Source organism: Streptomyces sp. NRRL F-5630 (genome assembly GCF_000719475.1).
GTDB lineage: Bacteria > Actinomycetota > Actinomycetes > Streptomycetales > Streptomycetaceae > Streptomyces.
Map to the genome: position 1 here is coordinate 23,775 of NZ_JOGO01000004.1, position 13,274 is coordinate 37,048.

The 13,274-nt window shown below is 73.2% G+C and carries 9 protein-coding genes; 2 read left to right on the forward strand and 7 right to left on the reverse strand.

The genetic code is table 11. The features are described 5' to 3' along the window. Positions 1-90: 90 nt before the first annotated feature. The 6 genes from IF99_RS0102705 to IF99_RS0102730 form a co-directional block, all read right to left on the reverse strand. On the reverse strand, positions 91-2,250 hold the full coding sequence (locus IF99_RS0102705; RefSeq protein WP_030994662.1) for a SpoIIE family protein phosphatase: 2,160 nt from the start codon (positions 2,248-2,250) through the stop codon (positions 91-93). Positions 2,251-2,419: 169 nt separating this feature from the next. Further along, complete coding sequence (locus IF99_RS0102710) at positions 2,420-3,361, reverse strand: DUF6777 domain-containing protein (RefSeq protein WP_234340562.1); 942 nt, start codon at positions 3,359-3,361, stop codon at positions 2,420-2,422. Between the two features lie 400 nt (positions 3,362-3,761). Continuing rightward, entirely contained in the window at positions 3,762-5,474 is a 1,713-nt protein-coding gene (locus IF99_RS0102715; protein WP_030994664.1) for a glycoside hydrolase family 13 protein, read from the reverse strand. 94 nt (positions 5,475-5,568) lie between these two features. Further along, entirely contained in the window at positions 5,569-6,486 is a 918-nt protein-coding gene (locus tag IF99_RS0102720; RefSeq protein ID WP_030994665.1) for a sugar ABC transporter permease, read from the reverse strand. Positions 6,487-6,508: 22 nt separating this feature from the next. Then, positions 6,509-7,519: a carbohydrate ABC transporter permease gene (locus IF99_RS0102725; RefSeq protein ID WP_030994666.1), complete on the reverse strand. Its 1,011-nt coding sequence runs from the start codon at positions 7,517-7,519 to the stop codon at positions 6,509-6,511. A gap of 95 nt (positions 7,520-7,614) precedes the next feature. Then, on the reverse strand, positions 7,615-8,892 hold the full coding sequence (locus IF99_RS0102730; protein ID WP_030994667.1) for an extracellular solute-binding protein: 1,278 nt from the start codon (positions 8,890-8,892) through the stop codon (positions 7,615-7,617). Between the two features lie 341 nt (positions 8,893-9,233). Here IF99_RS0102730 and IF99_RS0102735 point away from each other — a divergent pair, with 341 nt between their 5' ends. Further along, positions 9,234-10,322: a LacI family DNA-binding transcriptional regulator gene (locus IF99_RS0102735; protein ID WP_030994668.1), complete on the forward strand. Its 1,089-nt coding sequence runs from the start codon at positions 9,234-9,236 to the stop codon at positions 10,320-10,322. A 309-nt stretch (positions 10,323-10,631) separates the two neighbouring features. After that, complete coding sequence (locus IF99_RS34245) at positions 10,632-11,960, forward strand: hypothetical protein (RefSeq protein WP_030994669.1); 1,329 nt, start codon at positions 10,632-10,634, stop codon at positions 11,958-11,960. Between the two features lie 215 nt (positions 11,961-12,175). Here the strand turns inward: IF99_RS34245 and IF99_RS0102745 are convergent, their stop codons facing one another. Beyond that, positions 12,176-13,270, reverse strand: coding sequence for a winged helix DNA-binding domain-containing protein (locus IF99_RS0102745; RefSeq protein WP_030994670.1), 1,095 nt, complete (start codon positions 13,268-13,270; stop codon positions 12,176-12,178). Positions 13,271-13,274 lie beyond the last annotated feature (4 nt).

The following is a 13,274-nucleotide window of genomic DNA, read 5'->3' on the forward strand; positions in this document are numbered from 1 at the left end:
AGCTCCCAGACTGCCTCCCCGGCGGCGTGAAAGCCAGCGCCCGGCTGGGGGCACGGACCGGCGCGGACGCGCTCCCGGCGTCGCCTCCGCTCACTCCTCGCCCGGCCTGCGCACCTCGAACTCGCACCACACGCACTTGCCCGCGCCCCGTGCCTCCACGCCCCACGCGTCCGCGAGCATGTCGACGAGCATGAGCCCTCGCCCCGACTGGCCCTCGGCGTCGGCCTCGCGTCGCCTCGGCAGGGCGCTCGACATGTCCTCGACCTCGACGCGGAGGCGGCGCACGGCCCCGGTGAGCACGCGCAAGGTGACGAGGGAGGGGCCCTCCGTGTGGGTGAGCGCGTTGACGACGAGCTCGTCCGTGGCGAGTTCGATGTCGTCGGAGCGGGAGCCCGCGCCCCAGGAGCGGACGGCGGAGCGGATCATGCGGCGGGCCTCGGCGAGGTCGCGCGGGTCGCCCGGCGAGACGTGCTGCTGGAGCCTGCCGCCGTAGAGCGGGGCGCTCGCGGTGGCGCGGCGCCGCAGGAGGAGCACGGCGACGTCGTCCTCGCCGCCGCGCCGCTCGACCGCCGTGGTGAGGAGGTCGGCGAGCAGCCGCAGGTCGCGCGGTCCGGTGCGCAGCCGCGTCGCGAGCTTCGCGAAGCCGTCGTCGAGGTCGGCACCGGGGACTTCGACGAGCCCGTCGGTGCACAGCAGCAGCGTCGCGCCGGGGTCCAGTTCCAGGGTCGAGACGGGGTAGTCGAGCGCGCCGAACTGGGAGGAGAGGCCGAGCGGCAGCCCGCCGGGCACGGGCACGCGCCGGGTGGAGCCGTCCGGGGCCATGAGGAAGGGGTCGAGGTGCCCGGCGCGCACGAGCTGGAGCACACCGGTGCTGAGGTCGGCCTCGGCGTAGAGGCAGGTCGCGAAGCGGTCGGTGTCCAGTGCGTCGAGGAAGAACGAGGTGCGGGCCATGACGGTCGCGGGCGGATGGCCCTCGGCCGCGTAGGCGCGCAGCGCGATGCGGAGCTGGCCCATGACGGCGGCGGCGTGCGTGTCGTGGCCCTGGACGTCGCCGATGACGGCCCCCGTGCGGCCGCCGGGCAGCGGCACGAGGTCGTACCAGTCGCCGCCGACGTCGCGGCCCGCGCTCGCGGCCCGGTAGCGCACCGCGACCTCGGCGCCGGGCACGTCCGGGATGGCGCGCGGGAGCATCGCCTGCTGGAGGCCCTGCGCGAGGTCCTTCTCCTGCTCGTAGAGCATGGCGCGCTGGAGGCTCTGGGCGAGGCTGCTGCCGAGGGCGACGAGGACGTTGCGCTCCTCGGGGGCGAAGAGGTGCGACCCGCCGTAGAAGAGGCCGAGGGAGCCGATGGGGCGGCCCTGGGCGACGAGGGGCAGGTACGCGGCGGCGCCGGGCCGCAGGTGGGCGATCTGCTTCCACAGCTCGGGGTAGGCGGCGGCGAAGCTCTCGGCGTCCTCCAGGTACACGGGCCGCATGGTCCGCACGACGTCGGCCATCGGGTACGGGTCGTCGAGGCGGGTGTGGCGCCCGTCGTGGATGATGCCGCCGGTGGGCCCGTCCGGTACGAGGCGGATGCGGCCCTGTTCGAGGAGACCGACGACGAGCGAGTCGGCGCCGAGCCGGACGAGCCCGTCCTGCTCGCGCAGCACCGCGAGGACGTCGCCCACCGTGTGGGCGGCGGCCAGGGCTGCCGTCGTCCGCTCGACGACGGTCGTGCGGCGGCGCCGTTCGGACGCCTCCTGGCGGCGGGCGGTGGTGTCGCTCAGCTCCTGCGTGGCGTCGCGGAGGATGCCGAAGACGCGGCGGGCCCGGCCGTTCTCGTCGCGCCGGATGTAGCCCTGGGTGTGGGTCCAGCGCAGGGAACCGTCCGCGAGGCGGACACGGAAGTAGCCGGCGTAGGTCTCGTGGCCCGCGGTGAGGGCGTCCTTGACGAGGGCGCTCATGCGGTCGCGTTCGGCGCGGGGCAACCGCGCGGCGGCGGTGGCGGCCATGCCGTCGAAGCGCTCGGGGCGCAGCCCGAAGACGGCGAGGGCCTGCTGGTCCATGTGCATGTGGCCGCTGTCGAGGTCCCAGTCGAAGCCGCCCATGCGGTTCATGGCGAGGATCGGGTCGGGCCGGGCCGGCCACTCCTCGGGCCACGGGGCGGCCTCGTCCGCTTCCTCCGGGGCGGCGGGTGCGGGCGCGCGGCGTGGCGCGGCCTCCGGCGGGGGGCCGGTGGCCGCGCGGTGGCGCCTCGCTCCCCGTTCTGCCATGAAGCTCCTTCGGCCCTCGTCCGGTTCCGCCGGCGGTGGACTCCGCTCCGAGCCCCTCGAAAGGTAGGTTTTATACCATTTTGCTCTGCTGTGGCGGCCGGGAACAGCCCCGGCGCCCGACGCGAGGGCCCCTGGAAAATCCGCCCCGCCCCGCCCGGGGGCTCCTGCCTCACCCGCCCGCTCCCGGTGCCAGCCGCACGCTGCGGGCCGTCTCCTGGCCGCCCTCCGTCGGGGTCTCGCCGGGGTCAGTTGAGGGCGGCACGGTCTCCCAGGGCCCGGAGGACTCGGGGCTCGGTTCCTCGTCGGGCGGCTCGGAGGGGGGTGCGCTGGGCGACGCGCTCGGCTCCCGTACCGCGCGGTCGTGACCGCCGTCGTCGCCCACGGGCCGCTCCAGCCAGTGGCCGTGCACCGGGTCGGCGAGGGTGAGCGCGGAGAGCGGGCGCGCGGCGGGGGCGACGGCACGGACCTCGTCCGCCTCGTACCCCTTCCAGCGCTCGCCGCGCGGCGCGCCGACACTGCCGCCGCCCGCGGGCCCGAGCGGGTTCCCGCAGGCGCAGCGCACCCTGGGGACGCCGCGCGCGTCGACGAGGACGGCGGTGCCCGACTGGAGGACGGCGCGGTAGGTGGTGACGTCGCCCTTCGCGTAGCCGTGCGCCGTGACGACGGTGTCGGCGCGCAGGACGACGGGGGTGAGGTCGTCGAGCCAGCGGTCGAGCCCGGCGGCGGGCGTCCCGGCCGCGCGGGCGAAGGCGGTGGCGCGCGGGCGATCGGCCGTGAGCAACCGGGACTGGGCGCGGGCGTCGCAGCCGGTACGGGCCGGCAGGCCCGCGTAGAGCCCGGGGGTGTCCCCCGCGACGAGGCGCGGTCTGCCGTCCTTGCCGCCCTCGCCCTCGGGGAGCGGCTGCTCCGTCCGGGTGAGCGGCGTGGGCGCCGCGCGCGTCGCCGAGGCCGTGAAGGGATCGGGCCCGCGCGCCCCCGCCCGCTCCAGAACGGCGTCCGCGGACGCGACGGCGCGCAGGCCCCCGGTGCCGCACCCGGCGACCCCGAGGGCGAGCAGTGCCAGCGCGGCGGACGCGAGGACGGCGGGGGTCGTCCCAAGAGCTGTGCGCACGGTGTCCTCCCGGCTCGGGCGGCGCCCCCGGTGGGCACGACCGCTCGGACCCGGCACGGACCGCGCGGGGCCGCGCCGGGTGCTGCGCCATTGTGTGCCGCGCGGGACGGAACGGCGCAAACGGGAGGAATCATCGGGCGACGACCCGGGGGCTTCCGGACACGGAGGCACGAGCACTCACTTCCGGCGCCACTCCCCCACGCGTCCCGCGGCGGGGGGCGGGGGGCGTCGCTCGCGCCGAGGGGCGGGCCCTCCCGCCGAGGCGGGCCGCTCGCGCCGTGGTGGGCCGCTCGCGCCCTGGTGGGTGCGCACCCATTGAGCGCACCCGCCTCAGCCCCCATCCCGCGCGCCTGGCCCCCGGGCCCGCCGCCCGCCCCGGCCCCTCAGCCCGCAGCGACTCTCAGCCGAGCCACCACACCGTGGTGTCCGGGGTGAGCACCACGTTCCCCGCCGCGTCCGCGACCGGGAGCGCGTCCCCGCTGCTCAGCAGCGCCTCACCGGGGCTCGGGACGGTGACCGGGGCGCTCCCCGTGTGGGCGGTGATGACGACGGCCCGCCCGTCGGCCGTCTCGCGGCGCAGCGCCAGGACGCCCTCGGGCGCGTCGAGCCACGTCACCTCGGTGCCCGCGCCGAGCGCGGGCTGCGCCCGGCGCAGGGCGAGCGCCGCGCGGTAGAACTCCAGCGTGGAGCCCGCGACGCCGGTCTGCGCCTCGACGCTCAGGCCGCCCCACTCCTCGGGCTGCGGCAGCCAGCTCCCGCCGGGCCCGAATCCGTACGAACTCCCCTCGCGCGTCCAGGGAAGGGGCACCCTGCACCCGTCGCGGAAGCCGTCCTGGCCCGCCGCGCGGAAGTAGGAGGGGTCCTGGCGCACCTCGTCGGAGAGGTCCACGACGTCCGGGAGGCCCAGTTCCTCGCCCTGGTAGAGGTACGCGGAGCCGGGCAGCCCGAGCATGAGGAGGGTCGCGGCACGCGCGCGCCGCAGGCCGAGCGCGCGGTCGCCGGGGGTGCGGAGCTGGGTGCCGAGGCCGGGCGGGTTGCCGAAGCGGGTGGTGTGCCGCGTGACGTCGTGGTTGGAGAGCACCCAGGTGGCGGGGGCGCCGACCGGGCGCATCGCCGCGAGGGTGCGGTCGATGACCTCCCGCAGCGCGGGCGCCGACCAGTCGGTGCTGAGGTACTGGAAGTTGAACGCCTGGTGGAGTTCGTCGGGGCGCACGTAGTGGGCGGTGCGCTCGACGGTGGGGGTCCACGCCTCGGCGACGAAGATACGGGCGCCGTCGTACTCGTCGAGGACGCGCCGCCAGGAGCGGTAGATCTCGTGGACGCCGTCCTGGTCGAAGTACGGCGTCGCCCCGTTGCCGAGGAGCTTGACCTGCCCCGCGCCGCCGACGTCGGGCAGTCCGGGCGCCTTGACGAGCCCGTGGGCCACGTCGACACGGAAGCCGTCGACGCCCATGTCGAGCCAGAAGCGCAGCACGGAGCGGAACTCGTCGTGGACCGCCGGGTGGTCCCAGTTGAAGTCGGGCTGCTCGGGCGCGAAGAGGTGCAGGTACCACTCGCCGTCGGCGGTACGGGTCCAGGCGGGTCCGCCGAAGACGGACTCCCAGTCGTTGGGCGGGAGTTCGCCGCTCTCGCCGCGCCCGGGACGGAAGTGGTAGCGCTCGCGCGACGGCGAGCCGGGGCCCTCGGCGAGGGCGCGCTTGAACCACTCGTGCTGGTCGGAGGAGTGGTTGGGCACGAGGTCGACGATGACGCGCAGCCCGAGCGCGTGCGCCTCGCGCAGCAGCCCGTCCGCGTCGTGCAGATCGCCGAACATCGGGTCCACGGCCCGGTAGTCGGCGACGTCGTAACCGGCGTCGGCCTGCGGCGAGGCGTAGAAGGGGCTCAGCCACACGGCGTCGACGCCGAGGTCGCGCAGGTGCGGCAGACGGGCGCGGATACCGGCCAGGTCCCCCATGCCGTCACCGTTCGCGTCGGCGAAACTGCGCGGGTAGACCTGGTAGATGACCGCCTCGCGCCACCAGTCCGCGCCGGGCGCCGCGGAGGCGGGCCCGGCCTGGGCGCGGAGGACAGCGGGGGCGACGGCGGCGATGGAGTCGGCGTGGTGCTGGCTCATGGGGTCCTTGCTGGTGACGTGTGCGTACGGGTGGTGCGTCGTGCGGCACGGGAGCGGGGCCGGCCCGGCGCCCGCACGGCCTCGGGCGTGCGGCTCAGCCCTTCGCCGCGCCTGCCGTGAGCCCGGTGACGAGGTGGCGCTGCACGAGGTAGAAGAAGATCGTGACCGGCACCGCGATGAGCACGGCGGTCGCGGCCATGAGGTTCCACTGGGCATCGTGTTCGCTGACGAAGGTCTGCAAACCGACGGCGAAGGTGTACTTCTCGTCGTCGAGGAGGAAAGTCGAGGCGAAGGCCACCTCGGCCCACGCGGTGATGAAGGTGTAGAAGGCGGCGACGGCGAGACCGGGCCTGGCGAGCGGCAGAATGAGCCGCCAGAAGGTGCCGAAGGGACTGAGCCCGTCGATGCGCCCGGCCTCGTCGATCTCGAAGGGGATCGTGTCGAAGTAGCCCTTGAGCAGCCAGGCGCTGTACGGGATGGCGGTCGTGCAGTTGAGCAGGATCACGCCGAAGTAGCTGTCGATGAGGCCGAGTTCGGAGAAGATCTCGTACATCGGCACGATGAGCACGGCGATCGGGAACGCCTGCGTGAGCAACAGCACCCACATGAGGGAGCGTTGGCCGGGGAAGCGCATGCGCGAGACCGCGTAGCCGGTGGTCGCGGCGAAGGCGACGCCGAGCAGAGTGGTGCCGAGCGAGACGATCAGGGTGGACTGGAGCCAGTCCCAGAACTTGGTGTGTTCGAGGACGTACGCGTAGTTCTCGAAGGTGAGGCGGCCGAGGATGCGGCCCGGATGGAGGTAGTCGTCCTTGCCGGGCCCGAGCGAGAGGAAGCCGAGCCAGACGACGGGCACGAGCGCGACGAGGCTCGCGAGGACGAGGACGGCGTGGGTGAGGACAGTGGCGAGCGGGCCCCGCTCGTCCCGGCGGCGGACGCGCGCGGGGCGGGCCGCGGTGCGCGCGGGGGCCGCCGCGACGGGCGCGGCGGGCAGCGTGGTGGACTCGGTGCTCATGGCGTGGCTCCTGGCGGCGGGATCAGAGGGTGGACTGCTCGCTGCGCTTCAGCCACCCGCGGTAGAAGGTGGTGAAGACGACGAGGATCGACAGGAGCAGGACGCCGTAGGTGGCCGACTGGGCGAAGTCGCGCGGCTGCTGGCCGAAGCCGAGGCGGTAGGCCCAGGTCACGAGGATCTGCGCGTCGGGGGCGCTGGTGCCGCCGAAGAGCAGGAAGATGATGGCGAACTGGTTGAACGTCCAGATCACGCCGAGCAGGACGACGGTGGCGCTCACCGGGCGCAGGCCCGGCAGGGTGACGTGCCGGAAGCGCTGCCAGGCGCTCGCGCCGTCCATCTCGGCGGCCTCGTAGAGGTTCGCGTCGATGGACTGGAGCCCGCCGAGCAGCGAGACCATCATGAACGGCACGCCGCACCAGGTGTTGACGAGGATCGCGGCCACACGCTGCCAGGAGGTGTCCTCCAGCCAGGCCGGCTGCGGCAGGCTCAGGTGGCCGAGGACGGTGTTCACGAGGCCGCCGTCGGCGAGCATGATCCGCCACGAGAACACGGTGACGAAGGCGGGCACCGCCCACGGCAGGATGAGCAGCATCCGGTAGACGACCCGGCCGCGGAACTTCTGGTTGAGCAGCAGCGCGAGGCCGAGCCCGATGCAGTAGTGCAGCGCGACACAGGCGACGGTCCAGCCGACCGTCCACAGGAAGTGCGACCAGAAGCGCTCGTAGGCGGTGGGCCCCCACAGGATGTCGGCGTAGTTGTGCAGGCCGATGAACTCGTAGGTCGCGTCGATGTGGTTGACGCCGATGGTGCGCGCCGAGTTGAGGCTGGTGGCGTCGGTGAGGGTGAGGTAGAAGCCGCGGGCCAGGGGATACGCGACGAGGACGCCGAGCACGATGACGACCGGGGCGATCATCGCGTACGCGTACCAGTGCTTCTGGCTGCCGCGGCGCAGCCGGGCGAGCGGGCCTGCCTTGCGGCCCGGGGCCCGCTGCTGCCGCGGGGGCGCGGTCTCGGTGTCGACGGCGACGGTCATGGCGGCCCTTCCAGGGGCGGGGGTGGTGTACGAGGGGAGGCGGCGGTACGGGGGCGGGGCGGCCCGTCAGGTGGCCGGCCCCGCTCCCGCGCCGGTCAGCGCTTGTAGTCGGGGAGGAGCTTCTGCATCGCGTCCCCGGCCTTGCGGATGCCGTCGCTCAGCGACTCCTTCCCGCTCGCGACGCGCGGCAGTTCGGTGTCCATCGGGCCCCACAGGGAGCTGTACTCCGGCAGCGCGGGGCGCGGCCGGGCGGCGTCCAGGACCTGCTGGAAGCCCGCGACGCCCGGGTCGGCCTTGACCGCCGCGGTGTAGGCGTCCTGGCGGGTCGGCAGGGTGCCGTTCTTGAGCGCGATCCGCTCCTGCGTCTTCGCCGAGGTCATGAACTCGACGAAGGTGAAGGCGGCCTCCTGGTGGGCCTTGTCGGCGCCCGCGTAGACGGACAGGTTGTGGCCGCCGGTCGGGGCGCCGGGCTTGCCCGCGGATCCCGCCGGGACGACGGCGACGCCGAGGTTCTTCCTGTCCTTGAAGGCGCTGCCCTTGTAGTAGTTGGTCAGCTCCCAGGGGCCCTGGAGGGTGGCCGCGACCTTGCCGCCCGCGAAGGCGTCCTGGATGTGGGCGTAGCTGTCGGCGGTGATGTCGGCCTTGTGCAGGCCCTTGCCGGAGAAGAGGCTCTGCCACTCCTTGAGTCCCTTGACGGCGGCGGGGCTCTCGATCGTGAGCTTCTTCGCCTTCGCGTCGACCGTGTCGGTGCCCTCGCCGAGGAGGTGGGGCTGCGCGTAGTACCCGGCCGTCGAGCCCCAGTAACCGTCCACGCCGGTCTTGGACTTGATCGTCGCGGCGTCCTTCTTGAGCTGCTCCCAGGTGGTGGGCGCTTCCTTGATGCCGGCCTCGGCGAAGAGCTTCTTGTTGTAGACGAGTGCGAGCGTGTCGGTGACGAGCGGCACGCCGTAGGTCTTGCCCTCGTACTGGGCCTGCTGGAGCAGGTTGGGCTGGAAGGAGTCCTTCTCGGCGAGCGCGTCCGTGCCGTCGAGCGGCGCGAGGTAGCCCTTCTTCGCGAAGGCGGGCGTCCAGCCGACCTCGGCGCGCAGGATGTCGGGCGCGCCCTTGGCCCCGGCGGCGGTGTCGAACTTGTTCTGCGCCTGGTCGAAGGGCACGTTGACGTACTTGACCTTGATGCCCTTGTGCGACTTCTCGAACTGCTCGACCAGGGCCTTGTAGGTCGGGGCCTCGTTGGTGGCGTTGGAGGTGTCCCACCAGGTGAGGGTGACCGGTCCGCCGCCCGAGGCGCCGTCGTCGCCGTCGTCCCCGCCGCAGGCCGTCGCCGCGAGGGCGAGCGAGGCGAGCAGTGCGGTGGCCGCTATGCCACGCCGCATGAGTACTCCTTGAGGTGTGTGAGCCCGTTCACGGCGGAAGGCCGCCGCCGACCGCACCATCGCGATGGCCGGGCGAACGTGAAAGTAACAGCGCCGCAGCCGTTCCGAAAGACCTTGCAGCAAGAATCTGCAAGAAACCTTCTCCGCACCCGGAACGTCAGTCCACCGCCTGCACCTGCGGCGCACTCCTTCCGTGCGGACCCGGGGAGTTCTTGCTTGCAAGGCTTGTGCAAGAATCCTCAGGCCCTTGTCAGTCCGCGTCCGAACGGGAATCATCGGAGGGGCCGTCAGGGACCCGTGACCTGGTCAGCGCCGGACACCGACCCAGTCGAGGGGACCCCATGACACAGCAGTACGGGCGCAGGCCCGCGGCACCCCGTCGTGCGGGGACGCGCCCGGAGCCCCAGGGCACGGCCCGCCTCGCCGATCTCGCCGCGCAGGCGGGGGTGAGCGAGGCGACGGTGAGCCGGGTGCTCAACGGCAAACCGGGCGTGGCCGACGCGACCCGGCAATCGGTGCTCGCCGCGCTCGATGTGCTCGGCTACGAGCGCCCGGTGCGCCTGCGCAGGCGCAGCGAGGGGCTGGTCGGGCTCATCACGCCCGAGCTGGAGAACCCGATCTTCCCGGCCCTCGCGCAGGTCATCGGGCAGGCCCTGACCCGTCAGGGCTACACCCCGGTCCTCGCGACGCAGACGCCCGGCGGGTCCACCGAGGACGAGCTGACCGAGATGCTCGTGGACCGGGGTGTCGCCGGGATCATCTTCGTCTCGGGGCTGCACGCCGACACCACGGCGGACACGGGACGCTACGAGCGACTGCACGCGCAGGACGTCCCGTTCGTCCTGGTCGACGGCTACTCCCCCAAGGTCCGCGCCGTCTTCGTCTCACCGGACGACCGGGCGGCGATGGGCCTCGCGGTCACCCACCTGCGGGCGCTCGGCCACCGCGAGATCGGGCTCGTGCTCGGCCCGGAGCGCTTCGTTCCCGTGCAGCGCAAGGTCGAGGGGTTCATGACGGCGCTGCGCGAGGAGTGGGGACTGGACCCCGCCGAGGTGCGGAGCCGGTACGTGGAGCACTCGCTGTTCACGCTCGAAGGCGGACAGGCCGCCGCGACGGCACTCCTGGAACGAGGCTGCACGGCGCTCGTGTGCGCGAGCGACATGATGGCGCTCGGCGCGATTCGCGCGGCCCGCGCCCGCGGCCTCGCGGTCCCGGAGGAGGTCTCCGTCGTCGGCTTCGACGACTCCCCGTTGATCGCTTTCACGGACCCGCCCCTGACCACCGTCCGCAAACCCGTCCCGGCGATGGGCCAGGCGGCGGTCCGCGCCCTCCTGGAGGAGATCGGCGGCACCCCGGCCCCGCCGAGCGAGTTCGTCTTCATGCCGGAACTGGTGGTCCGGGGCTCGACGGCTTCGGCGCCGAGCAGATAACCGCCCGAGCGCGCCCCGTGTTCGCCGGCGCGCACGGCTGTCTCGGTCGTCCAACGTCACCACCTCGTCCCAGAGCACATCCGTGAGGGTGACGGTCATGACGTGGAGGGCTGTCTTCGCGGTGGTGTTCGTGGTGCTGCCGGCCTCTCACGCCCGGGGCCCTTCCCGGCAGCGGGACAGACAGGCTCTGCGGCAAGTCCGTCTTGTGGGCGGACCGGTTGTCAGCGGCTTACGGCAGGATGCGGGGCATGTGGCGGCCCGTCCGACGAAGGGCTTTCGAGGCCGTCGGCTATCAAGGGGAGGGATGCTGTGCGCAGGCCGGTCGAAGGCGAGGTGCACGTTCACTACGGTCAGATCTACGTGGAGAGCGATCCACACAAGGTCCCGGACCTCCTCGGGGCGTTCGCAGGCCAGAGCTCGGGGCTGTGCGGGGCGGCGGTCCCAGGTGCGCTCTGGCTGAACACCGGGCTGCACACGGGCAACGTCGGCTTCACCGTGGAGGTCCACGACCAGGATCCTCCGCTGGACCCGGTCTGGGAGGACGTGGTGGAGGTGCCCTTCCGCCCGGTGTCGGAACGCACCAGTTTGGTGCAGTGGGCGGGCGAGGCCGCGTGGGACCTGGATCTCGACCAGACCGACTACCGCGTGCGGTACTGCGCTCAGCGGATGGACGAGGGACGGCAGCTCGACACCAGAGGGTCCGAGGAGCCACAGGCGGACAGCTACCTTCTGCAGTTCTGGCCCGCGCCGCCTCGTGCGGACCGCGTGGTCCGCCAGACCTCGCAGCACGCCGCCTCCCGGCACCGCTACACGCGCGCACTTCCACCACCTCCCACACCGGAGCAGCGCGCCGAGGCCGAACGCCTGGCCCGCCAGGCGGACGAGCGGGTCGCCGAGGAGCGGCGACTGCACCATGAGCGATGGCAGTGGAGCGGTCGGCTGCCGAGCGAGGGGCTGCGCGGCGTCGGCGGCCATGTCCGCGGTCTGCTCTGCTTCGACAGCGACCTGGTGCACGCCCTCGACGCCGCGGATCCGGAGGTCCAGCGTGCGACAGCGGTCCATGCCGCCTGGCGGGCCTGCGCGGAAGCGGACCTCTGGGACGTTCCGTGGGTCGCCCAGGCGCTCACCGCGTTGAGTCGGGGACGTCCGCTGCCGCCGCCGTTCGACGACCCGGCCCGGCTGCGGGAGCTTCTGCGGTCCGATCCACAGGTCCCGAGGCGGTCGGTGTTCGAGGCGCTACCTCCCGGGCTACCGCCATATCGCTCACCCACGCCCCCGGTGGCGGCCGAGTGCACGCGAGTCCCGGCCGCGGAGCCGGAGAACGAGGCGAGGCGGCCGGGCCTCGGCCGGCGACTGAGAGCGCGCATACCGACCGGGCCCGCCAGTCATGGCCCCACACCGACAGCAGACGTGGGGCAAGGTGCTGCCGCGGTGGTGCACGCCTCCGGCCCTCCGCGCGTACCCGAGCAAATCCCGCAGCGGCACTTCGCCCTTCCTGCCGTATTGGCCGCTGCCGAGCCCGACCCGCTGAGGGCGGCACTGGACGCGGTGTGGCACGCGGTGCATACGTATGGCGAGCGCTACCCAGAGTTGCTGGAGGACATCCGGTCGGCGTGCGCCGAGCAGCTGGGAAAGTAGGCCGGTCCTGCTGATCAACTGGCCGGGCAAGCGCATTCCGTACGAGCTGTGTGCGCTGGTGGCGCTGCGGGACGCGGTGCGGCGCCGGGAGATAGGGGTGGTGGGGACGAACCGGTGGCTCCGCCCAGCAGGCCGACGCTTCCCATCACGGACAGTCGAAACGCCAGTCAGTTCTTGAGTCAAACCCTCGGGCGGAGCCACAGCAATCATCACTGTCAGTTCTCGGTGCCGAGTTGGATGTGCTCGATGTCGTTGTCCAGGAAGGTGGCCAGGTCCTGGGCTTCGGCGTGAACGGCTTCTTGTTCCGGGGCGGTGAGGGGGCGCAGGGAGCTGATGCGGAGTTGGTGGTTGCGCACGGTCCAGGTGGCGGTGACGCGGCCGTCGACAAGGACGGTGCGGTGGCCCGCGACGGACAGGCCGAGGTGGGGGGCGTCGATGATGCGGCTGCGGTCGTGGTAGCCGAGGACGGCGTTGTCGAAGGCCGGGAGGAACCGGACGGGGGCCGGGGTGTCGGGGTGAGGGCGGGGTGCGTCGGGCAGGTCGAGCAGTTCGCGGCCGCGTTCGTCACGGAAGACGACGAGTTCTTCCCGGGCGGCTTTGACGGCGGCGGGAAGTCCGGCGAGGCCGCACCAGGCGCGTAGGTCCGCGCTGGCGGCGGGCCCGTAGGCGGCAAGGTAGCGGCGCAACAGCTGCTGCCCGACGGGATCGCCGTCCCCGGCGGGCACGGGGTCGATGTCCCGTGCCAGCCAGGTGGCCAACGGCAGGTTGCGTACGCCGCCGGTCTGCTGCCAGAGGCCGCGGGGCGGGAGTTGGGCCATGGGGAGGAGGGCTGCGACGAGCAACTCGCCCAGGACACGGGGTGGTGGGCCGGGCCAGCGGTCTTCGAGGGCCCGTACGAGCTCTCTCATGGTGCGGGGCTGCTGGTCGGCCATGACCGCGCGGCCGGCGGCGGCGACCTCGTCCAGGTCGATGCCGGCCAGTTCACGCCGGTAGGTGCCCAGCACTCGCTGGCGCAGCATGGTGTCGTGGCGGGCTCGCCAGGCGAGCGCGTCGTCGGAGGTGACGAGGTGGACGGTGCGGCGCATCAGGTGGGTGCGCACCACCGTGCGGCCGGTCAGCGCCTCGTCCAGTCGCTCGGGCTTGAAGTCGGCCAGGCGGGACCACAGCCCGGTGAAGGGTTCCTGGGGCTCCTGCGCCTGAAGGCCGCACAGGTGGGCCACCGCCTCGGACACAGAGGTGTCGCTGCGCGTGAGCAGGTGCTGGCGGGCGAGGGTGGCGCGGTTGAGGGCGCGGCTGTCGAGGACGGTCATGGCG

What these genes read in the sequence shown, in the direction of transcription:
- IF99_RS0102705 (WP_030994662.1), bottom strand. Translation starts at nt 2,250, where the DNA reads ATGGCAGAACGGGGAGCGAGGCGCCACCGCGCGGCCACCGGCCCCCCG.
- IF99_RS0102715 (WP_030994664.1), bottom strand. Translation starts at nt 5,474, where the DNA reads ATGAGCCAGCACCACGCCGACTCCATCGCCGCCGTCGCCCCCGCTGTC.
- IF99_RS0102720 (WP_030994665.1), bottom strand. Translation starts at nt 6,486, where the DNA reads ATGAGCACCGAGTCCACCACGCTGCCCGCCGCGCCCGTCGCGGCGGCC.
- IF99_RS0102725 (WP_030994666.1), bottom strand. Translation starts at nt 7,519, where the DNA reads ATGACCGTCGCCGTCGACACCGAGACCGCGCCCCCGCGGCAGCAGCGG.
- IF99_RS0102730 (WP_030994667.1), bottom strand. Translation starts at nt 8,892, where the DNA reads ATGCGGCGTGGCATAGCGGCCACCGCACTGCTCGCCTCGCTCGCCCTC.
- IF99_RS0102735 (WP_030994668.1), top strand. Translation starts at nt 9,234, where the DNA reads ATGACACAGCAGTACGGGCGCAGGCCCGCGGCACCCCGTCGTGCGGGG.
- IF99_RS0102745 (WP_030994670.1), bottom strand. Translation starts at nt 13,270, where the DNA reads ATGACCGTCCTCGACAGCCGCGCCCTCAACCGCGCCACCCTCGCCCGC.